This window comes from Streptomyces sp. (assembly GCF_035645055.1).
In the GTDB taxonomy this organism is placed as follows: domain Bacteria; phylum Actinomycetota; class Actinomycetes; order Streptomycetales; family Streptomycetaceae; genus Streptomyces.
The window spans coordinates 83,371-109,298 of the sequence record NZ_DASQNH010000097.1 but is presented as its reverse complement, the minus strand read 5'-3'; the positions used below and the strand labels follow the sequence as shown (position 1 = coordinate 109,298).

At 74.4% G+C, this 25,928-nt stretch carries 21 protein-coding genes and 1 pseudogene; 12 read left to right on the top strand and 10 right to left on the bottom strand.

Going from position 1 to position 25,928, the window contains the following annotated elements:
- Positions 1-123: 123 nt before the first annotated feature.
- Positions 124-1,167: a GlxA family transcriptional regulator gene (locus tag VE614_RS31255; RefSeq protein ID WP_324944858.1), complete on the top strand. Its 1,044-nt coding sequence runs from the start codon at positions 124-126 to the stop codon at positions 1,165-1,167.
- Here the strand turns inward: VE614_RS31255 and VE614_RS31250 are convergent.
- Positions 1,063-2,421, bottom strand: coding sequence for an MFS transporter (locus VE614_RS31250; RefSeq protein ID WP_324944855.1), 1,359 nt, complete (start codon positions 2,419-2,421; stop codon positions 1,063-1,065). The two genes, VE614_RS31255 and VE614_RS31250, sit on opposite strands and share 105 nt — an antisense overlap.
- Positions 2,422-2,599: 178 nt before the next feature.
- Here VE614_RS31250 and VE614_RS31245 point away from each other — a divergent pair.
- A pseudogene (locus VE614_RS31245) lies at positions 2,600-2,713 on the top strand (cyclase family protein); the annotation flags it as partial.
- Between the two features lie 361 nt (positions 2,714-3,074).
- On the opposite strand, the gene VE614_RS31240 reads toward VE614_RS31245, so the two are convergent.
- The 3 genes from VE614_RS31240 to VE614_RS31230 all read right to left on the bottom strand — a co-directional run bounded on the left by VE614_RS31240 (position 3,075) and on the right by VE614_RS31230 (position 5,370).
- Entirely contained in the window at positions 3,075-3,533 is a 459-nt protein-coding gene (locus VE614_RS31240) for an ATP-binding protein (RefSeq protein ID WP_324944946.1), read from the bottom strand.
- A gap of 771 nt (positions 3,534-4,304) precedes the next feature.
- Positions 4,305-4,817 carry an EF-hand domain-containing protein gene (locus tag VE614_RS31235; protein WP_324944852.1) on the bottom strand — a complete coding sequence of 171 codons (513 nt, stop codon included), beginning with the start codon at positions 4,815-4,817 and terminating at the stop codon, positions 4,305-4,307.
- 136 nt (positions 4,818-4,953) lie between these two features.
- The gene (locus tag VE614_RS31230; RefSeq protein ID WP_324944849.1) at positions 4,954-5,370 is read right to left on the bottom strand and encodes an STAS domain-containing protein; all 417 of its coding nucleotides are present in this window, start codon (positions 5,368-5,370) and stop codon (positions 4,954-4,956) included.
- Between the two features lie 361 nt (positions 5,371-5,731).
- Here VE614_RS31230 and VE614_RS31225 point away from each other — a divergent pair, with 361 nt between their 5' ends.
- Both VE614_RS31225 and VE614_RS31220 read left to right on the top strand, forming a co-directional pair.
- On the top strand, positions 5,732-6,310 hold the full coding sequence (locus VE614_RS31225; RefSeq protein ID WP_324944846.1) for a sigma-70 family RNA polymerase sigma factor: 579 nt from the start codon (positions 5,732-5,734) through the stop codon (positions 6,308-6,310).
- Positions 6,307-7,563, top strand: a complete 1,257-nt coding sequence (locus VE614_RS31220) for a maleylpyruvate isomerase N-terminal domain-containing protein (RefSeq protein WP_324944843.1) — start codon at positions 6,307-6,309, stop codon at positions 7,561-7,563. Before VE614_RS31225 ends, VE614_RS31220 begins: the two co-directional genes overlap by 4 nt.
- A gap of 189 nt (positions 7,564-7,752) precedes the next feature.
- Here the strand turns inward: VE614_RS31220 and purU are convergent, their stop codons facing one another.
- Together purU and VE614_RS31210 are read right to left on the bottom strand one after the other, a co-directional pair.
- Positions 7,753-8,634 (bottom strand): formyltetrahydrofolate deformylase, encoded by an 882-nt coding sequence (purU, locus tag VE614_RS31215; protein ID WP_324944840.1) that lies wholly within the window; start codon positions 8,632-8,634, stop codon positions 7,753-7,755.
- 69 nt (positions 8,635-8,703) lie between these two features.
- Positions 8,704-9,213 (bottom strand): SCO4402 family protein, encoded by a 510-nt coding sequence (locus tag VE614_RS31210; protein ID WP_324944836.1) that lies wholly within the window; start codon positions 9,211-9,213, stop codon positions 8,704-8,706.
- Between the two features lie 117 nt (positions 9,214-9,330).
- Here VE614_RS31210 and VE614_RS31205 point away from each other — a divergent pair, with 117 nt between their 5' ends.
- Entirely contained in the window at positions 9,331-10,656 is a 1,326-nt protein-coding gene (locus VE614_RS31205) for an ABC transporter substrate-binding protein (protein ID WP_324944834.1), read from the top strand.
- Between the two features lie 31 nt (positions 10,657-10,687).
- Here VE614_RS31205 and VE614_RS31200 read toward each other — a convergent pair whose 3' ends face one another.
- Positions 10,688-12,442, bottom strand: coding sequence for a hypothetical protein (locus VE614_RS31200; RefSeq protein ID WP_324944831.1), 1,755 nt, complete (start codon positions 12,440-12,442; stop codon positions 10,688-10,690).
- A 176-nt stretch (positions 12,443-12,618) separates the two neighbouring features.
- Complete coding sequence (locus VE614_RS31195; RefSeq protein WP_324944828.1) at positions 12,619-14,004, bottom strand: transcriptional regulator; 1,386 nt, start codon at positions 14,002-14,004, stop codon at positions 12,619-12,621.
- Positions 14,005-14,357: 353 nt separating this feature from the next.
- Between VE614_RS31195 and VE614_RS31190 the strand changes: the two genes are divergently transcribed.
- From VE614_RS31190 to VE614_RS31160, 7 genes are all read left to right on the top strand, one after another.
- Positions 14,358-15,011 carry a bifunctional DNA primase/polymerase gene (locus VE614_RS31190; protein ID WP_324944824.1) on the top strand — a complete coding sequence of 218 codons (654 nt, stop codon included), beginning with the start codon at positions 14,358-14,360 and terminating at the stop codon, positions 15,009-15,011.
- A gap of 134 nt (positions 15,012-15,145) precedes the next feature.
- On the top strand, positions 15,146-15,919 hold the full coding sequence (locus tag VE614_RS31185) for an ABC transporter ATP-binding protein (protein ID WP_324944821.1): 774 nt from the start codon (positions 15,146-15,148) through the stop codon (positions 15,917-15,919).
- Positions 15,916-17,517 carry a transporter gene (locus tag VE614_RS31180; protein WP_324944818.1) on the top strand — a complete coding sequence of 534 codons (1,602 nt, stop codon included), beginning with the start codon at positions 15,916-15,918 and terminating at the stop codon, positions 17,515-17,517. Before VE614_RS31185 ends, VE614_RS31180 begins: the two co-directional genes overlap by 4 nt.
- Positions 17,518-17,595: 78 nt before the next feature.
- Positions 17,596-18,390, top strand: coding sequence for a hypothetical protein (locus VE614_RS31175; protein WP_324944814.1), 795 nt, complete (start codon positions 17,596-17,598; stop codon positions 18,388-18,390).
- A 3-nt stretch (positions 18,391-18,393) separates the two neighbouring features.
- Positions 18,394-22,821 carry a CHAT domain-containing protein gene (locus VE614_RS31170; RefSeq protein WP_324944811.1) on the top strand — a complete coding sequence of 1,476 codons (4,428 nt, stop codon included), beginning with the start codon at positions 18,394-18,396 and terminating at the stop codon, positions 22,819-22,821.
- A 39-nt stretch (positions 22,822-22,860) separates the two neighbouring features.
- Positions 22,861-23,028, top strand: a complete 168-nt coding sequence (locus VE614_RS31165; RefSeq protein WP_324944808.1) for a hypothetical protein — start codon at positions 22,861-22,863, stop codon at positions 23,026-23,028.
- Positions 23,025-23,684, top strand: a complete 660-nt coding sequence (locus tag VE614_RS31160; protein WP_324944804.1) for a hypothetical protein — start codon at positions 23,025-23,027, stop codon at positions 23,682-23,684. Before VE614_RS31165 ends, VE614_RS31160 begins: the two co-directional genes overlap by 4 nt.
- 17 nt (positions 23,685-23,701) lie before the next feature.
- Here VE614_RS31160 and VE614_RS31155 read toward each other — a convergent pair whose 3' ends face one another.
- Positions 23,702-24,568 (bottom strand): alpha/beta hydrolase, encoded by an 867-nt coding sequence (locus VE614_RS31155; protein ID WP_324944801.1) that lies wholly within the window; start codon positions 24,566-24,568, stop codon positions 23,702-23,704.
- Between the two features lie 583 nt (positions 24,569-25,151).
- Positions 25,152-25,844 (bottom strand): metal-dependent transcriptional regulator, encoded by a 693-nt coding sequence (locus tag VE614_RS31150; RefSeq protein WP_324944798.1) that lies wholly within the window; start codon positions 25,842-25,844, stop codon positions 25,152-25,154.
- Positions 25,845-25,928 lie beyond the last annotated feature (84 nt).

The following is a 25,928-nucleotide window of genomic DNA, read 5'->3' as shown; positions in this document are numbered from 1 at the left end:
CCGTGTCCTCCGCCGTGTTGTCGACGGCTGTCGCATCGGTTGTCTGGCTCACGTCAGAGAGTTTCGGGTCTGCGGCAATCTTGAACGAGTGGCCCGGAGGACAGCATTCGCTAGGATCGGGCCATGACCCGTGCGCCGAGCAGCGACCCCGACTTCCGTCCGCACCGCGTCGTCGTCCTCGCCCTCGACGGGCTGCTCCCCTTCGAGCTGGGCATCCCGCACCGCATCTTCGGCCGCCCCAGGGACGCGCTGGGCCGGCCTGTCTACGAGGTCGTCACCTGCTCCGTGCGCCCGCCGGGCCCGGTCGAGACGGACGCCGACTTCGCCATCCACGTCGCGCACGGCCCGGAGGCCCTGGCCACCGCCGACACCGTGATCGTCCCGGCGTCGTACGAACTCGGCCCGGTCTACGAGGAGGGCGTGCTGACGCAGGAGCTGGCCGCCGCCCTGGCCCACATCCGGCCCGGCACCCGGCTCGCCTCCATCTGCACCGGCGTCTACGTCCTGGCCGCCGCGGGCCGTCTCGACGGCCGCCCGGCGACCACCCACTGGGCCGACGCGGAACGCCTCCAGCGGCTGTTCCCGAAGGTCAGGGTCGACGCGGACGTGCTGTTCATCGACGACGGCGATGTGCTGACCTCCGCCGGGGTCGCGGCCGGCATCGACCTGTGCCTGCACATCGTGCGCCGCGACCACGGTACGGCCGTCGCCAACGACGTGGCCCGGCGTACGGTCGTCCCGCCGCACCGCGACGGCGGGCAGGCGCAGTACATCCAGCGCCCGGTGCCCGACCCGCAGCAGGCCACCACGACCACGGCCCGCGCCTGGGCGCTCGGCCGTCTGCACGAGCCGATCCAGCTGCGGGACATGGCGGAGCAGGAGGCGATGTCGGTACGCACCTTCACCCGCCGCTTCCGCGAGGAGACCGGGGTCAGCCCCGGCCAGTGGCTCACCCAGCAGCGCGTCGAGCGCGCCCGGTACCTCCTGGAGTCCACGGACCTCTCGGTCGACCGGGTCGCCCGGGACGCGGGCTTCGGCACCGCCCAGTCGATGCGCCAGCATCTACAGGCCGCGCTGGGAGTCACCCCCACCGCGTACCGCCGGACCTTCCGGGCCGGAGGCGACGGCGCCAGGGGCCTTCGGCGTGACCCCGCCCCGCGCGGCTGACCCGCGCCCCGCAGCCGGCTTCCGCCGCGCGGCCGGCCCCGGCCCCGCGGCTGTTGTCCGCCCCGCGGCCGATCCCGGCCCCCCGGCGGTCCGCCGCTCCAGCCGGCCCTCCCCCCAGGCGCCCACCGCCACCAGCACCAGTGTCAGTGCGACCCCGGCCAGGATCGCCCGGTCCGGGGTCGTCACCTTGAGCAGGGCGCCCGCCGCCGAGCCGGTCACGGCGTACCCGGCGCTGGCCGCCGCGTACATCACCGAGTAGCCCGCCGCCAGCGCGCTCGACGGCAGCGTCCGCTGGAGGGCCAGGTTCCGGGTGATGACCGCGCCCGCCTGGAGCATGCCCGCGACGATCAGCACCACCGCGATCCCGGCGATGCCGGGCAGCAGGGCGACCAGCGTGGCGCACCCCGACACCCCGAGCATCAGCACCACGCTGCGGGTGCGCAGCCGCCCCGGCCAGGACCGCATCCCGTACAGGAACGCGCCGACGGCGGAGCCCAGCGCGAACCCGCTGAGCAGCGGACCCGCCCAGCCGACGCCGATCGCCCGGTGTTCGAGCAGGGCGGGCAGCAGGAGTTCGGCGAGGGCGAGCAGGGCGATGCTGGCCGCGCCCGTGACGTACACCGGCCAGGCCCCGGCGAGCAGCCGCAGCATCGACCGGCCCTCGGCGGCGGTCTCCTCCACGTCCCAGCCCTCGGGCAGCAGCCACAGCCCGCCGGCGGCGGCCAGCACCAGCACGGCCGCGAGCAGCAGCGGCACCCGGGGCGCCACGCCGAGGGCCAGTCCGGTGACCGCGGCCGGGGAGAGCGCCCATATCCCGGACATCAGCATCGATTCGACGGACAGCGCCTGGGTGACGGCGTGTTTCGGCACCAGCCGCCCGGTGAGCAGCGAGCGCAGTCCTCCGGCCGAGGCGGCGGGCGCGGCCCCGGCGAGGAACGCACACCCCGCCAGCACCACCGCGGGCGCTTCCGGCAGCGTCCCGAGCCCGGCGAATCCGGCGGCCCCGGCCACGAGCCCCGCCGCCATCTGCCGCCGGGCCGTCTCGGGCCGTACCCGCATGCCGAGCACCGGCGCCCCGACGATCTCCCCGAGCACGTACGCCGCCGCGAGCAGCGCCCCGAGCGAATACCCGCCGGGCCGCTCCCGCACGAGGAACACCACGGCCAGCGGCGCCATCGCCACCGGCATCCGGGCACCGACGGCCACGAGCGACCAGGTCAGGACCGGCCGGGTGGCGAGCTCGCGATAGGTCATGCGGGAGACGGTAGGGGGTGGCGCCGACAACACCCCAGTGGTTTTCCCGTCCCTGTGGACGACTCGGACCAACCGCTCTGGTGTGAAACGGAGTTCGGGCCGAGAGCGAGTACCGTCCCCGCGTCCACCACGCCCCCCGAAGAACTCCACCGTGTCCGTCCGCGACACCGTTCCCGCTCAAGAGTTGTCCACAGCCTGTGGACAAGCGGGCCGTCGCGCGTTCCCGCTCTCGGCGGCCCCGGAGCCGTTCACCGGCACGACGGGAGCCACGGTGACACCGGTCGCGATCCTCCGGCCGGCCCACGGGGAAGTCCGGGTGGCGGCGCGAGAGTGCCCGCCCCGAGCACGGCACCGCGCGCCGCCATCCGGCCCCGGCGCACCCACCCCCGGTCCCCCGTGGCCTTGAGGGAACCGACGCCGGCTCACGACCCACACTCGCCGAGGGCGTCCGTCACCGAAGCCCTCGCCGTCCCCTCGCGGCGAATCGCTGACCACAAGCGTGATCAAACGGATACCTGGCGTCAACACCCGATCGGTGATTCGCCGCTTGAGCCCGGTGCGGCGGAGGCGCGCACGGAAGCACATCCCGGCGCACCGCCCCACCCCGTGCCACGATCGGCCGGAAGCCTGTGCGCCCGTGCCCCGACACGGCGTCACACCGCTTCGTAGGCCAGTCCCCCGTACGCCGCCGCGCCGCCGTCCGGACACACCGCGGCCGGCGTGCCACGGCGGTCCAGTTCGCACCAGATGCGCTTGCCGGCACCCTCCGGGCTCCAGCCCCAGCGGTCGGCGAGCCCGTCGACGAGCGCGAGGCCCCGGCCGCCGGTCGCGTCGCCCTCGGCCCAGCGCGGCACCGGCGCCCGGGTGCTGCCGTCGGCGACCTCCAGGCGGACCGTCGCCTCCTCGGGGGCGGGGGTCTGGGGCAGGCGCAGCCGCAGCACGGCCGGACAGCCGGTGTGCACCACGGCGTTGGTGACCAGTTCGGAGACGATCAGGACGAGCGTCTCGGCGAGCGGTTCGTCGGCCGCTATCGCGGACCCGGCGAGCCGCGCGCGTGCCCACCTCCGGGCCCGCCCCACTTCAGCGGGGTCGGGCCGGATCTCCAGCTGCACTTGAAGCACCTGCACCGCTCACACCATCCGAACCGATGGACACCGGGGCTCGCGCCCCATGAGGGCCACGATCGTAGCCATTTTCCGCATGACCAGAACAACGGCCAGAGCAAGGGTCACGGAACGTGAATCCCTTGCAGCACAGCTTCGTTGACGTACCGTCACCCCAACAAGCGCTTCGGGCATATTCCCGCGCGAAGGAGTAACCGTGCGGCATACTGTGCGACCCTCCTCGCGGGGAGTCGAACAGGCGGAACGCGGCGCGCCCCGCACAAGGTACCGGAGGGGGACTGCCGCTCCGGGGCGTGACGAATCCCGCGCGGCCCTCCCCCGAGATCGACGCTGAGTAACGCCGAGATGCCACGATCCGTGACATCAACCGGCGTGGAACCCTGTCGTCCGACACGGTTCCCGTGACATCGCAGTCCAGCGCCGTTCAGTCCGCCCGGACAGCGGTTCGACTACGACCGGTTCCTCACTCTGCGTCCCGCCACTCACACGCCGAGCGCGCAACCGGGCCCGCTCAGCCGGACGTGAACCTCCGCCTCCCAGGTGAATCCCCTTTTGCCGTGGACCTGGAGGCAGTGCCGGGCCGCGCGCCGGCCGAACGCCCCCCCCGGGGGCCGGGCCGCTGATCCTCGACGCGCCGGCGGCGTATCGCCGCGCGGAAGGGCTCTCCGTCCACGAGCCACCGGAGCGGCCGGAGGCGGTGGACGCCCTCCCGCGCGGGGAGACGTTGCGCGAGCTGCCCGACTACTGGCTGCGGCAGTGTTATTCGGAGACGGTGAAGTAGCGCGCGAAGGCGGGCACGACGTCCGCCTCGGCGACCTTGCCGTCGTTGTCGGCGTCCAGTGCGGCGGCGGCCGCGCGGGCGCCGTCCCCGGGCACACCGAGCGCGGCCAGCGCCCGCGCGGTGTCCTCGACGGTCGCCGCGCCGTCGCCGTCCGTGTCGGCGACGGCGAGGGCGGCGTGCAGGAAGGGCCGGGCGATCTCCGCGAAGCGGTCCGGGTTGTCCCGCAGCCGCTTCACGGCCCCGTTCACGAACTCGTCGCGGGTGATGCGCTGATCACCGTCCCGGTCCGCTATCCCCGCCATGCCCTGCCAGAACGCCTCGGCGCCGCCGTACAGCGCCTGTCCCTTGTCGGACCGGGCGGCCGTACCGAACTCCGCGAGCAGCGCCTTGGCCGCCCTGCTGAAGTCCTCGCGGTCGATGGAGCCGTTGCCGTCCTGGTCGAAGGTGGCGAACCTGGCCGCGATCCTGCGCTCGTACTCGCTGCTGACCATGTCTACTCGGGCCGCCTTACATCACGTGGAGGTGCGTCTCGCACGGAGCGTACGACGCGGCGGCCGCTCCGGGAGCGGGAAAACGACGGTTGTGCCAAGACCGGGGGAATTTCGGGACAACGGTGTGGCGAAGCGTTCACGCCGGCAGCGGGCGGGACTCCTCCGAGACGGCCGAGGCGAGATCGCCGTGGACGTCGAACAGGCGACGGACGCCCAGGGCACCCAGCACGCGGTTGACGTGCGAGCCGCCCCCACGCTCGGCTGCGCTCGCGCGGGAGGTGCCCCCGTCCGCCCCTTCCGCGGGGAGTATCAGCCGCAGCCGGCCCTGGCAGGAGCGCAGCAGACGGCGGGTGGCGATGAGCACACCGACGCCGCTGGAGTCGCAGAAGAAGACCTCGGAGAGGTCCAGGACGAGCCGGTGGCGGCCCTCGGCCACCACGTCGTGCACCCGCTGACGCAGCACCGGAGACGTCACCAGGTCCAGCTCGCCCGACACATGGAGCACGGCCCACTCGCCCCGCTCGTCACCCGTCACATTGAACGCCACCACCATGCCCTTCGTTCGCCGGAACTTCCCGGAACCACCGCCCGGAAAACGGAAGCAGTCCCTACGCTTCTCTGAGCGTGGCTGCCCACCGGCCGTTCCCTGAAACACCGGGCCGGAAACGGAAACCGATCGTAAAGGGCTTGTTTCAGTCGACTTCGATCCAGTTCGATCAAATTCCATATAGGTCTGGGTGCTGAATGGTCGGGTACGCACCAGAAAGAGAGGTCCGTTATCACCCACGGCCCGTGGGGGCGCGCATTGCCACAAAGGGGCGTGCGCTGTCAGACGTGCCGACTACATTCGGGACGACGGTGGACACGCTGGAGCCAGGACCGGACCCGGCGCCGACGCAAGGGGAGGGGGCCCTGTGACGAAGAAGGACGCACCACCCCGCTGGGACCGCACGATGCAGCAGCGGCTCACCCGCGGCGAGGCAGCCGCCCTCGGCGAGCTGTACGACCGCTTCGCCACCCTCGTCCACGGACTCGCCCACCGCGTCCTCGGCGACGAACGCGCGGCCGACGGCGTCACCCGCGAGGTCTTCGCCCACGTCTGGGAGCACCCCGACGCCTACGACCCCGAACAGGGCCCCCTGCGCTCCTGGGTGGCGGGCCTCACCCACCGCCTCGCCGTGCAGCGCCTGCGGGCCACCGAGACCGCCGCCCTGGCCGGCGGCCACGGCACCTCCGAGGAACTGGAACGCAAGGTCCGCCACGCCGCCGTCGCCGCCCGCGCCGACTACATCGTCCAGGCCATGCCGGCCCCGCTGCGCACCGCGCTGGAGCTCGCCTACTTCCAGCGCCGCGACTACCGCCAGACCGCGACCGACCTCGGCGTCACCGAGGACGAGGCCCGCCGCCGGCTCCGCCTCGGCCTCCAGCTGCTGTCCACCGCCCACGACACCGGTGCGCCCGGCGGTCCTCCCGGATACGGGGGTGCGGTGTGACCGAGCCGAGCCGCTTCGAGGACGACGACCGCCGGGGAGAGGAGGACCGCGCACCCCGCATTCCGCTGCCCCGCGCCTCCGTGGAGGACGGCGACCTGCCCCTGCCCGCCCTCGACGAACTGCGCGCGGCCATGACACCGCTCGAACTGCCCCACCCCGTCCTGAAGTCCCTGCTGGGCGCCTGGGCCCTGGCCGCCTGCTCCGCGGAGGAGACGGCGGCCGTCGAGGACCACCTCGGCAGCTGCGGAGGCTGCGCGGACGAGGCACGGCGGCTGCGCGAGGCCGTCGGACTGCTGCAACGGCCCGACTCCCTCGACCTGGACCCGTCCCTGCGCGCCCGTGTCCTGGAGAACTGCCTGGACCGCCGCCCGCCCCGCATCCCGGTCCCCGAGTGGGCGGGCGCGTACGACGCGGAGACCGCGCGGCTGGACGCGCTGCTCCAGGACTTCGGGGACGCGGAGTGGCATGCGCCGGTGCGGCTGCGCTGGTACGACGGCAAGGAACCGGCGAGCCGGCGGACGACCGTCGCCGGGGTCATCGCGCATCTCCTCGCGGTCGACGGACTGGTCGGGCTCGCCCTCGGACTCGACGACCCGCTGGGCGGCCTCGACCCGGACCCGCCCACCCCGGCGGGGCGCACGGAGGCGTACTGGCGCGCCTCCCGCTCGCCCACCCGGTCCGTGCGCGGGTCCTGGCGGGAGCAGAGCCACGGCATCGTGCGGACGGTCGCCCTCACCGGCGGCGGCGCGGGCCGCACACCGGTGTCGTACGCCGGCTTCTCCCTGCCCCTGCACGACGCCATGATCGACCGGGCGTTCGAGTGCTGGGTGCACGCGGAGGACATCGCGGTCGCCGTGGACTATCCCTACCACGCGCCGTCCGGACGCCATCTGAACCGCATGATCGACCTCGCGGCCAGGATGCTGCCGGAGGCGCTGGCCGAGCGCCGCCGGTCGGGCCTGGCCGCGCCCGCGCGGCCCGGCCGCCGTCTCGTCGCGGCGGGCGAACCCGGCCGCACCCTGCGCCTGGAGATCGAGGGCTCCGGCGGAGGGCAATGGCTGATCCCGCTCGACTCGCCCGCGGCGGCGGCCTCCACGGACCACGAGGTGGCCCATGTCGCCCTGGACGGGGTGGAGTTCTGCAGACTGGCCGCGGGGCGGCTGGCGCCGGAGGACGCGGCGGCGGGGCAGCGCGGTGACCGCGAGGCCATCAAGGACGTACTCCTCGCGGCGGCTTCGCTGAGCCGGATGTGAGGGGACGGGTCGGGTTCGTCGTCGGCTGCGGATGATCGGCGGCTGATCGCGCAGTTCCCCGCGCCCCGCGCCCCGCACCCCTAGAGGCACGTCCAGTGGACCCACCTCAGGGGGGCGGGGAACTGCGCGAGAAAGCACCGACCGGCCCGCAGCCGCCCGGCGGCGGACGTCCGCCTCCCTTCCGCCTCCCTAGGCGAACACGACCGTGCGGCGCCCGTTCAGCAGAATCCGGTGCTCCGCATGCCACTTCACCGCGCGCGCGAGCGCCTGGCACTCCACGTCGCGTCCGATGGCGACCAGCTGGTCGGGGGTGACGTCGTGGCCGACCCGCTCGACCTCCTGCTCGATGATCGGCCCCTCGTCGAGGTCCGCCGTCACATAGTGCGCGGTCGCGCCGATCAGCTTCACACCGCGCGCGTGCGCCTGGTGGTACGGCTTCGCGCCCTTGAAGCTCGGCAGGAAGGAGTGGTGGATGTTGATGATCCGCCCGCTCAGCTGCTTGCACAGATCGTCGGAGAGCACCTGCATGTAGCGGGCCAGCACGACCAGCTCGACACCCTCCTCGCGCACGATCTCCAGCAGCCGCGCCTCCGCCTCCGCCTTGGTGTCCTTCGTCACGGGGATGTGGTGGAAGGGCACGTCGTACGACCCCGCCAGCTCCGCGAAGTCCGTGTGGTTCGACACCACCGCGGCGATGTCCACGGGCAGCGCCCCGATCCGGGCCCGGAACAGCAGGTCGTTCAGGCAGTGCCCGAACTTGCTGACCATCAGCAGGACCCGCATCCTCTCCTCGGCCCGGTGGATCTGCCAGTCCATGTGGAAGGAGTCACCGATCGCGGCGAAGCTGGCGCGCAGCTTGTCCACCGTCACCGGCGCCTCCGCCGAGAAGTGGACGCGCATGAAGAACAGCCCGGTGTCCTGGTCACCGAACTGCTGGCTGTCCACGATGTTGCAGCCGGTCATGAACAGGTAGCTCGACACGGCGTGCACGATGCCCTGCTTGTCGGGGCAGGAGAGAGTGAGGACGTACTGCTCGGCGGGGGCCGTGGCTCCGGTGGACTGCTCATTCATGCAGCACAGGGTCCCACAACGGGCCGCACCCCCGGCAACCGTCCCGTCAGACGGACCCCGCCCCGCCCGTCACGCGACCCGCGTGAGGAGGCGCAGCAGGTCCAGCGTCCGCGGGGCCGCGTCCGGGTCCTCCCCGTCGCTCACCGCCATCCGCACATGCGCGTCCCGGGCCGCCCGCACCGCCTCCGGCCAGTCCTGGTGGCGGAGGTACGACGACACCGGGGCGTCCGGCCCCACCTGGTGCATGATCCGCAGCACCCGGAGCACGGCACTGTCGACCAGCGCCGCCTCCTGCGAGTCACGGAAGATCGTCCCGACGTACTTCTCGGCGGACCAGTGGTCCAGCCAGGTGTCCTCGACCAGCCGGTAGACGGCGTCGGTCACGTCTCCGTACCCCTCGACACCCGCCAGCCAGACGTCCCGCTGGAACACCGGATCGGAGAGCATGTGCAGCGCGGAGCGCACATTGCTGCGCCAGCGCCACCACGGCATGTCGTTCAGTGGCATGCCACCCATCGTGGATGAGCGACGGCCGCGACGGGAAGAGTTCTCCGAACCTTGGACACCTTGCACGGTCATCGATCGTACGTTCCCCCCAACGAGCCGCTCACCGGCCCCCGCAATTCACCTGCACGTCACCCTTCGGTGACCGAAGGTCACTCCCAGGTTAGCGATGTGACGGAATCGTGCGGAGCCATGACCGGCAGGCGGCGCACCCGCAGCACATTCCTCCCCATCATCGCCCGATCCGCCCTCGCCCGATCCACCACAGCGGGCGCCCGCGCCATGGCAGCCGTGGTGGCGTGTACGTCGCTCGCTGCCGGATGCGGTGTCGTCCCCGGTGTCACGGGGGGTTCCGGGGACGACACCATCACCGTCATGACCTGGGCGCCGCTGGAGACCGGCGCGACCAACAAGCCCGGCATGCCCGCCCTCGCCCTCGCCTACGCCCGCCATGTCAACGCCCAGGGCGGCATCGACGGCCGCAAGATCAAGGTGCTGATCTGCAACGACCACAACGACAGCGTGGACGCCGCGAAGTGCGCCCGGCGCGCGGTCAAGGAGGACGCGGTCGCGGTCGTCGGCTCCTACAGCCAGTACGCCGACTCGTTCTTCCCGGTCCTGGAGGGCGCCGGCATCCCCTACATCGGCGGCTACGGCGTGACGAACGACGAGTTCACCAGCCCGATGTCCTACCCGGTCAACGGCGGCCAGCCCGCGCTGCTGGCCGGCCTCGGCAAGGAGCTGGCCGCCGGCTGCGGCCCGGTCACCCTGGTCCGCCCCGACACCATCGCCGGCGACGAACTGCCCGCCCTGATCGACTCCGGGCTGAAGGCGGGCGGCCACGGGAACGCGGACGACCTGCGCGCCGCCGAGGACGCCACCGAGTACTCCGCGCAGTCCGAGCGGGCGCTGGAGCGGGCCACCGCCGACCCGGCGGAGCGGGGCTGTGTGGTGCCCGCGCTGGGCGACCGCACCAGCACCTTCATGGACTCCTTCCGGCGCGCCCGGCAGGACTACCCCGAGGTCCGCACCGGGACCGTGCTGGGCAGCGTCGACCAGACGGTGATCGACGCCTCCGGCGGCCGGTCGGGGCCGTACGAGGGGGCGTACATCACGGGCTGGTACCCGGTGGAGACCGACGAGCGCTGGGACGGGATGAAGCGGGTGATCCGGGAGCAGGCCTTCGCCGACACCCGGATCGACCCGGCGGACGCCGGAGTGCAGACCACCTGGATCGCGTACACCGTCTTCCGGGCCGTCGTCGAGGCGATCGCCGACGGCGAGGAGGTGACCGCGAGCACGGTGCGCCGCACCCTGGACGACGGCATCGAGGTCAGCACGGGCGGGCTCACCCCGACCCTGCGCTGGCGGTTCCAGGACCGGCTGGCATCGGTGGGCTTCCCGCGTCTGGTCAACGCGGACGTCACCCTCCAGGTCGTCCGCGACGGCCGCCTGGTCGCGGCCCGCGAGGGCTTCGTCGACGTGACCCGCACCCTGGAGGGCGCCGAGGTCGGCTGAGGCCGCCCGGTGCTCCCGGCCGGCCCGCCGCTCACAGCTGGGTCGGCTGGCGCTCGGTCAGTCCGTACGTCCGCGCGATCGCGTTCCACAGCTTGGCGGCCTCCGCCTTCTGCGTGGTCGCGGTGCCGCTCTCCCGGTTGCCCGCCTCGGTCTGGGCGGTGCTGCGGGCCTGCCCCTTCTTGCAGAGCTTGCCCTTGTGCGAGGCCACCTGGTCGGCCCAGGCCGCGTAGTGGTTGTCGGCGGACGCGGACGCCTTCCAGGCGTCGGTGAGCGCGGTGGTCAGCGCCGCGTGGTCCGGCAGCTTGTCGACGGCCAGCCCGGACAGCTGGGTGACCAGCGCGTTGCGCTGCTTGGCCGCGTCGCGCAGGTCCTTCGCCGCCTGCGTGAGGTTGCTGCACGACTTCACGTCGTTCACCGCGTTGATCACCGCGGTACGGCTGGCACCGCTGTCGGCGAGCAGCTTGTCCAGCGCGACCGCCTGCTGCTCGCCCGGGTCCGGGGACGGCGAGGCGGACGCGGAGGCCGGGGCGGACTCGCTCACGGACGCCGAGGCGGACACCGTCTCCGGCGTCTCCTCGTCCTTGCCACCGCTGCCGAGCAGCGCGCCCGCGCCGATCCCGACCACCGCGATACCGATGCCGCAGGCCGCGATCACCGGCAGCCGGGAGCCGGTACGGCCGCCGCGGCCCCGGCTCGGCCCGGGTTCGCCGGACGCCGGCGAGGGCGGCTGCGGGCTCTGGACGCGGGGCATCCGCTGGGTGCCCTCGGGGGCGCCGGCGGCGCGGAAGAGGTTGTCGAACTCGGCCGGCGGCTGCCGCGCCCCGGCCACGGGCGGGATGTACTGGGTGGCGTCGGCGTCCGGCCCGGACGGCTGCGGCCCGGCCGGCGGCTGCGCGCCCGCACCGGGTGCGCCGCCGGCGTGGGCGCGCCCCAGGTACCGGGTGGTCTCGGCGGGCCGCTCGGCGGCCCCGGCGGCGGGCATCTCGGGCGGCAGCGCGCCCGGCGTCACCGGCGGCAGGTACTGGGTCGCGCCCTCGTGGGCGGACGCGGACCCGGGCTGCACGGGCGGCAGGTACTGGGTGGCACCGTCCGGGCCCGCGGCCCCGGGGTCACCCCCGGGTATGCCGGAACCGCCGCCGACCGGGGGTATGTACTGGGTGGCGCCCTCGTCACCGGGCGGCGGCAGCGGCGCCCCGGCGGCCGGCGGCAGGGGCGCACCGCCGCCCTGCGGCGGCATGGCACCACCGTGCGCGGCACCGGAGGCTCCCGGGTACGCCCCGTGCGCGGCGCCGGAAGGCCCGGGGTATCCCCCGCTCGCGCCGTCCTGCGCCGGATAGGCGGGGGCGCCGTACGCCTCCTGGTTCGCGCCGTACGCCCCCGGGGTCGCGCCGTACGCCCCCTGGTTGGCGCCGTACGCCCCCTGATCCCCGCCGTACGCCCCCTGGTGCCCGCCGTACGACGGTCCGGCCGCGCCCTCGGGCGGCAGCGGGCCGGCGCCCGGGGCGGGCTGGGGCGCGGGGTGGCCGCCCTGGGGCGCGCCCCACCCCTGGTCCGGCGGCGTGGGCCAGTTCTGCTGCTGCGGGGCGTACTGCTGCTCGCCGGGTCCCCAGGGCTGGCCCCAGGCCTGGCCGCCGGGCGGCGCCTGGGCCGGGAGCGGGCCGTCGGCGGGGCGGCCGGGGCCTGCCTGCGTGCCCGGCAGCAGGGGCTCGCCACCGTCGGAGGGCAGCACGATGCCTTCGTGCGCGGGCTGCGCCGAGGGCTCCTCGCCCTGTCCACTCTGCGTCACCGGGACTCCTACGAATGGGGGACCTTCGGAATCGTCGGCTCACGCTACCGGGTCCCCGGAGCGGGGTGCCACGCAGCACAGGGCGTGACCTGTTTCCCTGTGACGGCGGTAACAACACCGCCCGGCGGCACGCCGCTCACGTCACCTCCCCCCTGTCGGCCGCCGCCGGCACCCGTTCACGCCGCCTGCTGAAGATCCAGCCGCGCCCCGAACTCCCGTACCACCGCCTCGTCCCGGAACGGCTCCAGACGCGCCTGGAAGTCCTCCAGGTACTCGGCGCCCCGGTTGGACCGCAGGGTCTCCAGCAGCTCCACCGCCTTCAGCCCCGTGTGACAGGCCTGTTCGATCTCGCGCTGCTGCACCTGGGCCGTGGCGAGCAGCACATAGCCGATCGCGCGCCGCCGGGCCCGGGAATCGGGGTGCCCGTCCAGGGACTGCTGGGCGGCCCGCGCGGCGGCCTCGGCCTGCCCCAGGTCACGATGGCAGTGCGCGAGTTCGTCGGCGAGGTAGGCCTCGTCGAAGTGCGCGATCCACGCGGGATCGTCCCCCGAGGACGGGTCCGCCTGGTCCATGGCGCTCACCGCGCGCCCCACCGACACCTGGGCGGCGCGCGCGTCCCCCATGAGCGCGTGGCCACGCGCCTCCGCCGCGTGGAACATGGCCTCCGCGCGCGGGGTCACGCGCCCCCGCGCCCCCTCCTGCGCAGCCCGCGCCAACTGGGCGATCTCCCGCGGGTTTCCGAGCTGGGCGGCCAGATGGCTCATGGAGGCGGCGAGGACATAACCGCCGTAGCCGCGGTCGCCCGCCGCCTGGGCGAGCCGGAGCGCCTGGATGTAGTAGCGCTGGGCGAGGCCCGGCTGCCCGGTGTCCACCGCCATGTACCCCGCCAGCTCGGTCAACCGCGCCACGGCCGCGAAGAGTTCGCGGCCCACGGCCTCCCGGTAGGAGCCGGCGAGCAGGCCGGAGACGACACTGTTGAGGTAGTGCACGACGACCGGGCGGACATGCCCGCTGCCGTACTGGTGGTCCAGGTCGACCAGCGCCTGGGTCATGGAGCGCACGGCGGCCACGTCCGGCCGGCCCACGCGGGGACCGGCCGAACGCGCCACCTGCGCGTCGGGCGCCGAGATCAGCCAGTCGCGGCTCGGCTCGACCAGCGCCGAGGCGGCGACGGACGATCCGGACAGGAAGTCGCGGCGCCCCACGTCGCTGCGCCACAGTTCGCAGACCTGCTCGATGGCTCCCAGTACCGTCGGCGAGAACTGGAGGCCGACGCCCGACGCGAGGTTCTTGCCGTTGGCCATGCCGATCTCGTCGATCGTGACCGTACGGCCGAGTTTGCGGCCCAGCGCCTCGGCGATGATCGCCGGAGCGCGTCCGCGCGGCTGCTGTCCGCGCAGCCAGCGTGCCACGGACGTCTTGTCGTAGCGCAGGTCGAGTCCGTGTTCGGCGCCGCACATGTTGACCCGGCGGGCGAGCCCGGCGTTCGAGCACCCCGCCTCCTGGATGAGCGCTTGCAGCCGTTCGTTCGGCTGCCGCGCGACGAGAGGCCTTGCGGCCATGGCGTAACCCCCTGTGGCTGCGGTGCCTGCCCGCGCACCGAGTTGTCGTGTCTTCCCCTGCCGCTCCACGCCGCCGGCGGCGTGGAGTCCGGTCGTGAAGATCAATGCCCCGCGGTCATACGGAAAATGCGGATATGCCCTGAAAACGCGAAACATGCGCGGATTTCCAGGACAAGCAAGGGTGAACAGCACCCCCCGCCCACCCGTCCCCCTCCTGGCTACCCAAGCGCCGCCGCGGATCCTCCCGCGCGCCCCCACCCGTGCACCCATGCGCCCCGGACGCCGAATCGATGCTCCTCCCCCGCGCGCGGCCGGAGCCGTAACCCGAGGTGGGTGCGGGAGTTGAGTTCCACGTGGAAAAGACGATCCCGGCCACCGAAGCCGCACAGATTCCGAAGCAGCGCGGGGAATCGCTGCTGGAGACCGCCGTTCGCTACGCCGAGGAACGCCACTGGGACGTGTTCCCGGGCACCTGGCTGGAGGCCGTCGACGGACAGCAGCGCTGCTCCTGCGGCAACGCCCTGTGCGAGGAGCCGGGCGCGCACCCCGCGCGCGCGGACTGGGCGACCCAGGCGACCGGCAGCGCGACCGTGGCGCGCCGTATGTGGCAGAAGCAGCCGAACGCGTCGATCCTGCTGCCGACGGGGCGCACGTTCGACGCCATCTCCGTGCCGGAGACGGCCGGCTTCCTCGCGCTGGCGCGCATGGAGCGCATGGAACTCACCCTGGGCCCGGTGACGTTGACGCCGACGCGACGGATGCAGTTCTTCGTGCTTCCCGGTGCGGCGGCGAAGGTGCCGGACCTGGTGCGGAAGCTGGGCTGGTCGCCGGCGTCGCTGGATCTGGCGGCGCTGGGGGAGGGCGGCTATGTGGCCGCGCCGCCTACGCGGTACGGGTCGCGGGGGGCCGTGCAGTGGGCGTGCCGGCCGACTCCGGCGAATCGGTGGCTGCCGGACGCCGAGGAGCTGATCTCGCCGCTCGCCTACGCGTGCGGGCGGGACCGATGACGCCGGGCCGGCTGCCTGGCTGACGATCGTCGGCGGCCGCGGGTCGTGCGTGGTTGCTCGCGCCCGCGCGGCGCAGCCGCATATCGGCAGGGCCCGCGCCTCTCGGGCGGATCGTCCGACCGTAGGGTTCGGACATGACCTCAGCCGCTGTACGTGTTCATGGGCTCTGGAAGCGGTTCGGGCAGCAAGTCGCTGTCGCCGGGATCGATCTGGAGTTGCCCGCGGGGAAGTTCGTCGGGCTGGTCGGGCCCAACGGGGCCGGGAAGACCACCACGCTCTCCATGGTGACGGGGCTGCTGCGGCCCGATCAGGGGACCGTCGAGGTGGTCGGGCACGACGTGTGGCGGGACCCCGTCGAGGTGAAGGCACGGATCGGGGTGCTCCCCGAGGGACTGCGCCTGTTCGAGCGGCTGTCGGGGCGGGAGCTGCTGGCGTACACGGGCAGGCTGCGCGGCCTGCCCGGGGCAGAGGTGGACAAGCGGGCGGCCCAGCTGTTGGACGTGCTGGACCTGGCGGGCGCCCAGCACAAGCTGGTCGTCGACTACTCCACCGGTATGCGCAAGAAGATCGGGCTCGCGGCGGCCCTGCTGCACAACCCCGAGGTGCTCTTCCTCGACGAGCCGTTCGAGGGCGTCGACCCGGTCTCCGCCCAGACCATCCGGGGCGTCCTGGAGCGGTACACCGCGTCCGGCGCCACCGTCGTCTTCTCCTCCCATGTGATGGAACTGGTCGAGTCGCTGTGCGACTGGGTGGCCGTCATGGCCGCCGGGCGCATCCGCGCGCACGGCACCCTCGCCGAGGTGCGCGGCACCGCGCCCACCCTCCAGCGGGCCTTCCTGGAACTGGTCGGCGCGCACGGGCGGAACGCCGGGACCGACCTCGACTGGCTCGGCGGCGGCGCCCGGTGAGCGCGGCCACGGAAGCGAACGTCACCGCCACCGTCGTACGGCTGAAGCTGTCCCTGCTGCGCAACGGGCTGCGGCAGTCCGGCGGGCGCAAGGCCGCCTACGTCGCGTCGGTGGTCGTCACCCTGCTGTTCGCCGTGCTCCAGGTGCTGGGCCTGGTCCTGCTGCGCGGCACCGCGCACGCCGACTCCCTGGTGGTGCTGCTGGTGGCGGTGCTGGGGCTGGGGTGGGCGGTGATGCCGCTGTTCTTCCCCGGCGGCGACGAGACCCTCGATCCGACCCGGCTGGTGATGCTGCCGCTGCGGCCCCGGCCGCTGGTGCGGGCGCTGCTCGCGGCCTCGCTGGTCGGGATGGGGCCGCTGTTCACGGTGTGCCTGTTCGCCGGTTCGGTGATCACGGTGGCGCGCGGGGCGGCGGCGTACGTCGTCGGGATCGTCGCGGTCGCGCTGGCGCTGCTCGTCTGCGTGGCCCTCGCGCGGGCCGTCGCCGCCGCCAACATCCGGCTGCTGACCTCCCGCCGGGGGCGGGATCTGGCGGTGCTGAGCGGGCTGGTCGTGGCGGTCGGCGCGCAGGTCGTCAACTTCGGGGCGCAGCGGCTCGGCTCCGCCGGGCTCGGGCAGCTCGATCCGGTGGCGGACGTACTGCGCTGGGTGCCGCCGGCGTCGGCGCTCGGCGCGGTGCACTCGGTGAGCGAGGGCGCGTACGGGACGGCGGCCGGGCAACTCGCGCTCAGCGGGCTCGCGCTCGCCGCGCTGATCGCCGTATGGGCACGGCACCTGACCCGGCTGATGACCTCGCCGGACGGATCCACGCTGCACGGCGCCGAGACGGCCGGGCGGGAGCGGCCCTCGACGCGGCTCGGGCGGCTGCTGCCCGGCGGGCGGACCGGGACGGTGATGGAGCGCACCCTGCGCTATGTGTGGCGGGACCCGAAGACCAAGGCCGCGTGGGTGACCTCGCTGGCGATCGGGCTGATCGTGCCGGTGTTCAACGCGCTCCAGGGCACCGGGTCGGTCTACTTCGCCTGTTTCGCGGCGGGCATGCTCGGCATCCAGATGTACAACCAGTTCGGGCAGGACACCTCCGCGTTCTGGATGGTGGCGATGACGATCTCGTCCACCCGGGACGCCTACGTCGAGCTGCGCGCGCGGGCGCTGGCCCTGCTGGTGATCACCCTGCCGTACGCCACCCTGGTCACCGTTCTGACGACGGCGCTGCTCGGCGACTGGGCGCGGCTGCCGGAGACGCTGGGGCTGTCCTTCGCGCTGCTCGGGGCGATGCTGGCGACCGGGGCGTGGACCTCGGCCCGGTTCCCGTACTCCATCCCGCAGGAGGGCTACAAGAACGTGGCCCCCGGACAGGTCGGGCTCGCCTGGATCTCCATCTTCGGCGGGATGGTGGCCGGCGCCGTCCTGTGCGCCCCCGTCATCGTGGCGACGATCTGGTTCCGCACGGGCACGGACGCCGCGGAGTGGGGCCGGCTGCTGCTGCCGGCCGGCACCGTCTACGGGGCGGCAATCGCCTACGCCGGTCTGCGACTGGCCGCGCCGCGCACCGCCGCGCGGCTGCCGGAGATCCTGACGGCGGTCAGCAAAGCGTGACGGATTCGGTTTCGAGGGACGGCAGTTCGGCAATCTCGTAGGGGTCGTGGACGGCATCCACCTACGCGGGGGGCGACTGTGGCCCGATGGTTCGGCAGGCCGAAGAGGTCCGGGACGCCGCAGGTCCCCTCGGTCGGCCCGTCCGACGATGCCCTGGAAGTCGCCGACCGGCTGCGGCTGGCGTACGGGCAGACGGGGGACGTGACGCTGCTGCGGGGCGCGGTGACCGCCGCCGAGCGGGCCCGGGACCGCCATCCCGAGTCCGATCCGCACCACGCCTCCGCGCTGTCCGCGCTGTGCATGCTGCACCGGCTGCGCTGGGAACGGGAGCGTGACCCCGGGCAGCTCGACCTGTCGCTGGCCTACGGGCGGCAGGCGGTCGACGCCTCCCCGCCGGGCGACCCCGAGCTGGGCCGCCACATGTCCTCGCTGGCCACGTCGTTGCAGGAGGCGTTCGACCACCGCGGCCGGACCGCGGACATCGACGAGGCGATCGCCCTGTACCGCGGCTGCCTCGACGTCCTCGCCACCAGCCACCCCGAGTACGCCGGCACCGAGTCCAACCTCGCCAACGCCCTGCTGCGCCGGGCCCGCAGGCACCCCGACCCCACCGCCCTGCACGAAGCCGTCCGGTACGCCCGGTCCGCCCTCGACCACACCCCGCGGCACGACCCGATGCACCCGGTGCGCCTGGTCAACCTCGGCGGCGCGCTGGCGGGACTGGCGCAGAGCGGGCAGGTGCGGCACCTGGCCGAGGCACAGCAGATGTACGAACAGGCACTGCGGGAGCTCCCGTCGTCCCACCCGGCCCGCGCGGCCGTACGGGACTCGGTGCGGCAGCTGCGGGCGCTGCGCCGGATGCTCGGGCTCTGAGCCGTGCGCGAACTCATCCTGCGCGTGCGGGACTTCGCCGGACCCGACCGGTGGCGCTGGGAGCTGTGCGCGCCGGACGGGCGGGTGCTGGCCCGGCACGCGGTGCGGCTGGACCCGGAGGCGCCGCAGTACGAGGCGTTCCTCGACCTCCCCGGGTATGTGCGCCGGAACACCGCGCCCGACCAGCGGGTGACCCGGGAGCGGGAGATCGTGCGGGAGGTCGGCGCGTGGGCCGGGGACCGGATCCTCGGACCGCTGGCCGGGCTCCTGCCGGACACGGCCCCGGCGGTGCTGCGCGTGGTGCTCCCGGCGGACGTCCCGCAGGCGCGGCGGCTGCTGTACGTGCCGCTGGAGCTGGCCCGTCTGCGGGGGCGTCCCCTGGCCGCGTGGGGCCTGACCCCGGTCACGCAGATCGGCGACGCGCGGCCGCGGGATCCGGACGCGTCCGCCGCCGGGCGTCCGGTGCGGATGCTGGCCCTGTTCAGCCTGCCCGAGGGCAGCCGGGCCCTGAACCTGCGGCGCGAGCGGATGGCACTCACCCGGCTGTGCGACCGGGCCGGGCGGGCGGTGCGGCTGCACACCCTCCAGTACGGGGTGACACGTGACCGGCTCCGGGCTCTGCTGGAGCGGCCGGACGGCTGGGACGTCGTCCATGTCTCCGCCCACGGCACCCCCGGCGAACTGCTCCTGGAGACCGACACCGGGCGACCGGACCGCGTGCCCGCGCCCGACCTGGCCCGGCTGCTCGCGGGGGCGCGCGGGGTCCGCCTGGTCACGCTGTCCGCCTGCTGGTCCGGGGCGCTGGCCGCCCGGGAACAGCGACGGGCGCTGGGCGTGCCCACCGGGGACGACGAGCCGGACGAGGGCGCCGGGCCTCGTGTGGAGACGGTGGGCGCGCTGGCCGGGGAACTGGTCGAGCGACTGGACTGCGCGGTGCTCGCCATGCGCTACCCGGTCGCCGACTCCTTCGCGATCGCCCTCGCGGAGTCGCTGTACGGACTGCTGCTCCGGGACGGCCGCGCTCTGCCCGAGGCGCTGACGGAGGCGGTGACCGCCGCCTCGGAGTCACCCGATCCGGCGCTCCAGTCCGTCACTCCGGCACTCTTCGGGGCACGGGCGGCGGGGCTGCGGCTGACGGCGGGGCTGCGGCCGGCGGCGGGGCCGGGCGGGGGTGCCGATTCCGGGCGGAGCCCGCGCGCGAGCACGGCCGCGGATTCGGAGCCGGGGCCGTGCGAGGGGGACGTTTTCGTCGCCGGGGGCGGCGCAGCCCCCGGTGTCGCTGAGCGGTTCGTCGGGCGGGGTGGGGTGATGGCGCGGGCCAGTGCCGCGCTGGCGCCGCGTGGTGGCATGTGCGGGGTGGTGCTGCTGGGGATGCCGGGGGCGGGGAAGACGGCGTGTGCGCGGGAGCTGGCGGCCACGCACGCGCATGCCTTCGAGGGGGTGGTGTGGTGCGGGGTGCCGGAGGAGGCGGAGCCGGGCTCGGTGCTCGCCGCGCTCGCGCTGGCCCTCGAACGGGCGGTGCCGGGACTGGAGTGCGCGCCGCTGCTCGACGCCCCGGCGCGGTTCGGGGAGTTCGTCGCGGCCGTCGCGGGCTGTCTGGACCGGCGGCGCCTGCTGGTCGTGGTGGACCGGGTGGACGGGCTGCTCGCCCCGGACGGCGGCTGGCGGGACGGGCGGTGGGGGCGGCTGCTCGCGGGGCTGACCGCGCGGGCCGGCGCCGGACGGCTGGTGGTCACGGGCCGGGTGCGGCCGCCGGACGCCGGACCCCTGCTGCCCACCGAACCGGTCGACCTGCTCGACCGGGACGAGTCCGTGCTGCTCGCCCGGGAGCTGCCCCACCTGGCGGCGCTGGCCGACGGGCGGCTGCCCGGCGTACCGGCGAGCACGGGGCGGCGGTATGTCACCGCGCTGCTGGACGTGACCCGCGGCCATCCCCAGCTGCTGGAGCTGGCCGACGCGCAGGCCGCCGACCCGGCGCGGCCGGCGGCGCTGCTGGAGGCCGCCGGGCGGGCCCGGGCGGAGGGCGGCGGGCTGCCGGAGAGTTTCTTCACGACCGGGCGGCCCGGTGACGACGGGAGCGGTGACGGCCGTGACTGTCTGCGCGTCCTGCGCGCCTGGGCGGACGGCATCGCCGACGGGCTCCCGCCCGCCCACCGCGACCTGTTCCACTTCCTGTGCTGTCTGGAGGAGGACGACCGCACGCGCCCCGTCGTCGACCACAACTGGCCGGAGCTGTCCGCCCGTCCGGGCCACCCGGAGGAGCCGGCCGGGAGCGGGACGGCGGCCCTGGTGGCGTGCGGTCTGGTCACGCCGCGGCCGGGCCCCGTGCCCGCTTCCGAGTCGTACGACATCCAGTCCGTCGTGGCCGCCGAGGGGCGGCGGAGGGCCGGGGCGGAGTTCCGGCGGCTGGTGGACGAGCGGCTGGCCGGGTACTGGGTGCGGGTCTTCGCCATGGCCTGGGACCGGGAGGGGACCGGCGCCGAGGGGGCGCGGCTCGCCGGTCCGGTGCTGGCGCGGGCCGGACTGGCCGCCGCGCCCTACCTGATCCGCATCCGGCAGGGGGAGGGCGCCGAGGCCCTGCTGCACGCCGTACTGCGCCGGGACGGCACCCGGCCCACCCGCGCGCGCGTGCTGCCCGTACTGCGCCGGGTCGCCGCCCTCGCCGCCGCCCACGGCGGCGCCCGGCCGTCCTCGGGCGCGCTGGCCGAGGTGCTGTGGGCGACCGATCCGGCGACCGCCGAACGGCAGGCCCGCGCGGAACTGGCCGCCGCCCTGGCGGCGGCTGACCACACGGCGGCGGCCATGGCGGCCGGTTCGCTCGCCGGGCTGTGCCTGCGCGCGGGACGGCTGGACGAGGCGCTGGCCTTCGCCGGGGCCGAGACCGAGCACGCCCGGCGGTCCTCGCTGGGCGCCTGGACCCGGCTGCTCGGCGAGGTGCACCGGCTGCATGTGCGGGTGGAGCGGGCGGAGGCGGAGGCGGTGCTGGCCGAGGCGCCGGGGCTGCGCCGCCGGATGGACGCGCTGCCGCGGGAACGGCGGGAGCCGGATGGCGTGCAGTGGTGGGAGGTCTGGGAGGAGTTCTGCGACACCGTGCAGCGGGCCGCGGTGCACGCGGAGCGGTGGGAGACGGCGCTGGAGTACAACGCTCAGCTGTGCGCGTCCAAGTCGGGGCGGGGCGCGTCCGGCGCCGATCTGGCCCAGGCCCTCTTCCCCTCGTATCTGCCCCTGCTGCGGCTGGGCCGCGCGCGGGAGTCCCTGGAGGTCCTGGAACGGTGCCGGGAGATCTTCGAGGCCGCCGACGATCCCCTGCACCTCGGGGAGATCTACGGCGCTCTGGCGACCGTGGAGGACGCCCGCGGGCGCGGTGCGCTCGCCCTCGCCCGGGGCCGGGACTGCCTGCGCTACGCCTACCGCGCCGGCGTCCCGGCGACCGTCGCGGTCGGCCACGCCAACTTCGGCGGCTTTCTGCACGCGCACGCCCGGGACGCGCCGGGCGCGGTCGCCCACCATCTGGCCGGTGCGCTGCTGGGGGTGCTGACCGGGGGGCGGACGGCGGACGCGGTGCCGGCCGTCGCCCACGACCTGCGGGTGTTCGGGGCGGAGGCCGCCGACCCGCCGGACGATCCGGCGGTGCTGTGCGCGCGGGTGGGCGAGGTGCCGGGGGTCGCCCTGGAGGGGCTGCTCACGCGGGTGGCCGGAGATCCGGGGCGGGTCCGTGAGGCGCTGACCGGGCTGGTGGCGCGGGCCCGGGCGCTGGCGGCAGCGGAGGAAGAGAGGCAGGAGAGGGAGAGGGGGGAGGGGGAGGACGGGGGCGCGGGGCGGGCCTCCGGGTCCGCCGCTGCCGTGGCGGCCGTGTGGGCGCTGGTCTGGGAACCGGTGCTCGCGGGGCTGGTGTCCGCCGGGCGGGGCAACACGGCGGCCCGGGTGAAGGTGCGTCAACAGCTCGCTCGGTACGGCGCGCTGGATCCGCGGTTCGCGGCGCTGGCGGGGGTGCTGGGGCGGATCCTCGACGGGGAGCGGGACGGGCTGGTCGTCGCCGGTCTCGGGCCGCTGGACGCGCCCGTCGCGGCCCGTGCGCTGGCCGCGCTGCGGAGCGGGACGACAGGTGAGGGGACAGGCGAGGGGACGAGCGAGCCGGCAAGCGGGGACGAGGTGCCGGTCGCCCTGTGGCCGGCCATGCATCTCGGTCTGGTGCTCGGCAGTCTCGCCGCCGCCGTCACGGGCCTCGGTGACGACGGCGCGCTCACCCGGGAGAGCCTTGACGGCTTTCGCGCCGACCCCGTGCTGGCCGAACTGGCCCCGGTGCTGGCGGAGATCGTGGCCGGCGCCCGCGACCCGGCCCTCGCCGGGCGGCTGGGCCAGCCGACCCAGCGGGCGGTGGTTTCGGCCGTGCTGCGGTGCATCAAGAACATCGAACAGGACCGTCGGTGAGCGTCGGCGGTGAGTGAGCGCGGGGTGGGTGAGGGGTGTATGGCGGAGCCGGAGCAGCCGCGGGTGAACGACGTACGGCTCGGTGAGAACGGCGACCTGGAGTTCTACGACGGCACCGACTGGGTGCCGTATCCGGACGTGGCCGAGGACGACGGGACGCCGTTCCTGGTGGCCAGGTCGGATCGCGATCCGGCCGAGGACCGGTGACCACGCCGCCGCCCGGCACGGGTGCCGCGGCGCCGCCGCTGCCGTTCGACGCGCTGCCCTCTCCCCTCGACGCCGTGCCCGAACTGCGCGCGGCGGCCCGGTGGATGATCGCCGCGTTCGGGATGGTGGGCGCCGCGCTGATCGGCGGCGGGCCGCTGGTCGCCGTGGGCAAGGTGCACGGGCTCGGGGACGCGGTGATCGCCGGGGTGGCGCTGCTGGTCGCGCTGGGCGGGGTGAGCCTGGCGGTGTGGCAGGTCAGCCGGGTGCTCATCCCGCCGGTCACCACGACCGCCACCCTCGGCGAACCGGCGCTGCGCGGGCTGCGGGAGCTGCTCGACGCCGCTCCCGGCGACTTCTTCGGCACCGCCGCGACCGGGGTGGACGATCTGCTGCGGCACCGGGTCGTCGCCGCGAACATCCAGCGGGCGCTGGCCGCCGAGACCGACCCGGGCCGCCGCCGGCTGCTCGGGCGGCACCTGGAGCGCGCCCGCGCGAACGTCGCCCGCACCGACCCCTATGTCCGCTGGCTGCTCGCCATGGCCCACGTCTGGCAGATCCGCGCCGCCCTGCACACCGCCCGCCGCTGGTGCCTGCTGGCAGTGCTGCTGGTGGCGGCGGGGGCGGTGGGGTTCCTGACGGTCACGGGCGGGAAGTAGGGCCGGTCGTACGGGGCTCAGAGCGCGCGGACGCCCTCCAGGAACGGCTCGATCGCCGCGCGCCAGGCCGCCGGCTGGTCGTGGTGGACGAGATGGCCGGCGTCGGCCACCTCCGCGTACGCGCCCCGGGGCAGCACCCGGACCATCTCCTGTGCCTCGGCCCGGCCCAGTTCGCCGTCGAGCCCGCGGACCACCAGGGTGGGGCAGCGGACCTGGGCCAGTTCCTCCCAGTGGGCGTCGTAGACCCAGGTCTCGCGGGACCTCAGCATCTGCTCGGGCTCGAAGACGGGCCGCCAGCCGTCCGGGGTCTCGGTCATGACCTCGGCGTAGAAGGCGCCGCGGGCCGGGTTGGGCCGCTCCAGCCAGGGGTCGTCCTCGCCGAACCACTTGCGGACGTCGGCGAGGGTGGTGAACGGCACCGGCCAGGACCTGAACCAGTCGGTCCACTCGCGCTGCGAGGCGGCGCCGAGCGCGGAGGCCCGCATGTCACAGATGATCAGGGCGCGGACCAGGTCGGGGCGTTTGGCGGCGAGCTGCCAGGCGGTCAGCGCGCCCATGGCGTGACCGATCAGGACGGCGGGGGCGAGGCCGAGCTGTTCCAGGGCCGCTTCGGCGTCGTCGACGTAGGCCTCCCGGGTGAGGGCGGCCTGCGGGGGTTTCTCGCTCTGGCCGTGGCCGCGCTGGTCGAGTGCGACGGCGCGGTGGCGTTCGGAGAGCCAGCGGGCGGTGGGGGCCCAGTGGGAGGCGCGGCCCATGAGGCCGTGGAGTAACAGCACTCCGGGGGCGGCGGGTGCCGGATCGGGGCCGGTCTTGGGCGGGTCGCCGAACTCCCAGGCCGCGAGCCGTACCCCGCCCGCTCCGGTCACCTCGATGCGCCGCGCCATGGTCCCGGCACCCCCCAAGCTCCGCTCGTACGCCTGAGTCCTGCTGGTCGTGCTCTGGTGCTGCTGTGCGGTGTGCTGTCCGCCCCCGCAGACTATCGAAAGCGCATTCGAGGATGAGGTCCGGGCGGGCAACACCCCTCGTTCGAGTGACCCCGTTCGAGGAATGATCGCCGTTCCTGGGGGGAGATCTTCAGCGGGAGGCGGACCGCTCGGGGAAAACGGTCCGAGGGGAACGACCCTGAGAGCTCGGGGCTCCGGGTCGGAACAGGGGAGGACAGGCCCCGGCGCCGCAAGGCGCCGGGGCCCTCCACGGAACCGGACGTTCCGTCAACCACGCGCCCACCCCCTCACGGTCACCGCCTCACGCGACAGCCTGGCACGCGAAGCGGCCGGGCGCTGCGATTCGGCACACGGAGTCCGGGATTCGACGCGATCGACGGGACTACGTCACAAGGCTCACTCAGGGCACGGGCGTTGCCCGCCCGGGGTCACTCACGGGCGGCCGCCGGATCAGCGGCACCCAGCGGTACGCCAGCGGAACCAGCGGTCCCGGCCGGTGTTCGGGCCGGTGTTCCGGCCGGTGTCAGCGCTTGGCGACGAAGACGTGGGAGGCGACGTCCGCCTGCAACTCGGCGGCCTCGCCGCCGCTGCCCACCAGCACACCGCCGGCCGACTCCGTCACGCTCACCACCGAACCGGGCTGCACCCCCGCGCGACGCAGGGTGTACATCAGCTGAGCGTCCGTCTGGATCGGCTCACCGATCCGGCGGACCACCACCGTCTTGCCCTCCAGGCCCGGGTCCAGCTCGGCCAGCGAGACCATGCCCTCGTCCAGGAACGGGTCGGCCCCGTCCTTCTCGCCCAGCTCCTCCAGGCCCGGGATCGGGTTGCCGTACGGCGACTCGGTCGGGTGGCGCAGCAGCTCCAGGACGCGCCGCTCCACCGCCTCGCTCATCACGTGCTCCCAGCGGCAGGCCTCCGCGTGCACCTGCTCCCACTCCAGGCCGATCACATCGACGAGCAGGCACTCGGCGAGGCGGTGCTTGCGCATCACCCGGGTGGCCAGCCGGCGGCCCTCCTCCGTCAGCTCCAGATGCCGGTCGCTGGCCACGGACACCAGGCCGTCACGCTCCATCCGCGCCACCGTCTGGCTGACCGTCGGCCCGCTCTGGTCGAGCCGCTCGGCGATCCGGGCGCGCATGGGGACCACACCTTCCTCCTCCAGCTCGAGGATGGTGCGGAGATACATCTCCGTGGTGTCGATCAGTCCGGACATACGTGCCCCTCGATTAGCTCTGCGATTAGCTCTGCCGAAGGCTCGACGGCGCTCGGCTCCTGCGCTGGCCCTGCCATCAATTCT

Excerpts from the sequence above, each read along its gene's own strand:
- VE614_RS31205 (WP_324944834.1), top strand. The coding sequence starts at position 9,331 with ATGACCGGCAGGCGGCGCACCCGCAGCACATTCCTCCCCATCATCGCC.
- VE614_RS31250 (WP_324944855.1), bottom strand. The coding sequence starts at position 2,421 with ATGACCTATCGCGAGCTCGCCACCCGGCCGGTCCTGACCTGGTCGCTC.
- VE614_RS31235 (WP_324944852.1), bottom strand. The coding sequence starts at position 4,817 with ATGGTCAGCAGCGAGTACGAGCGCAGGATCGCGGCCAGGTTCGCCACC.
- purU (WP_324944840.1), bottom strand. The coding sequence starts at position 8,634 with ATGAATGAGCAGTCCACCGGAGCCACGGCCCCCGCCGAGCAGTACGTC.
- VE614_RS31255 (WP_324944858.1), top strand. The coding sequence starts at position 124 with ATGACCCGTGCGCCGAGCAGCGACCCCGACTTCCGTCCGCACCGCGTC.
- VE614_RS31195 (WP_324944828.1), bottom strand. The coding sequence starts at position 14,004 with ATGGCCGCAAGGCCTCTCGTCGCGCGGCAGCCGAACGAACGGCTGCAA.
- VE614_RS31150 (WP_324944798.1), bottom strand. The coding sequence starts at position 25,844 with ATGTCCGGACTGATCGACACCACGGAGATGTATCTCCGCACCATCCTC.
- VE614_RS31185 (WP_324944821.1), top strand. The coding sequence starts at position 15,146 with ATGACCTCAGCCGCTGTACGTGTTCATGGGCTCTGGAAGCGGTTCGGG.
- VE614_RS31165 (WP_324944808.1), top strand. The coding sequence starts at position 22,861 with ATGGCGGAGCCGGAGCAGCCGCGGGTGAACGACGTACGGCTCGGTGAG.
- VE614_RS31155 (WP_324944801.1), bottom strand. The coding sequence starts at position 24,568 with ATGGCGCGGCGCATCGAGGTGACCGGAGCGGGCGGGGTACGGCTCGCG.
- VE614_RS31210 (WP_324944836.1), bottom strand. The coding sequence starts at position 9,213 with ATGACCGTGCAAGGTGTCCAAGGTTCGGAGAACTCTTCCCGTCGCGGC.
- VE614_RS31230 (WP_324944849.1), bottom strand. The coding sequence starts at position 5,370 with ATGGTGGTGGCGTTCAATGTGACGGGTGACGAGCGGGGCGAGTGGGCC.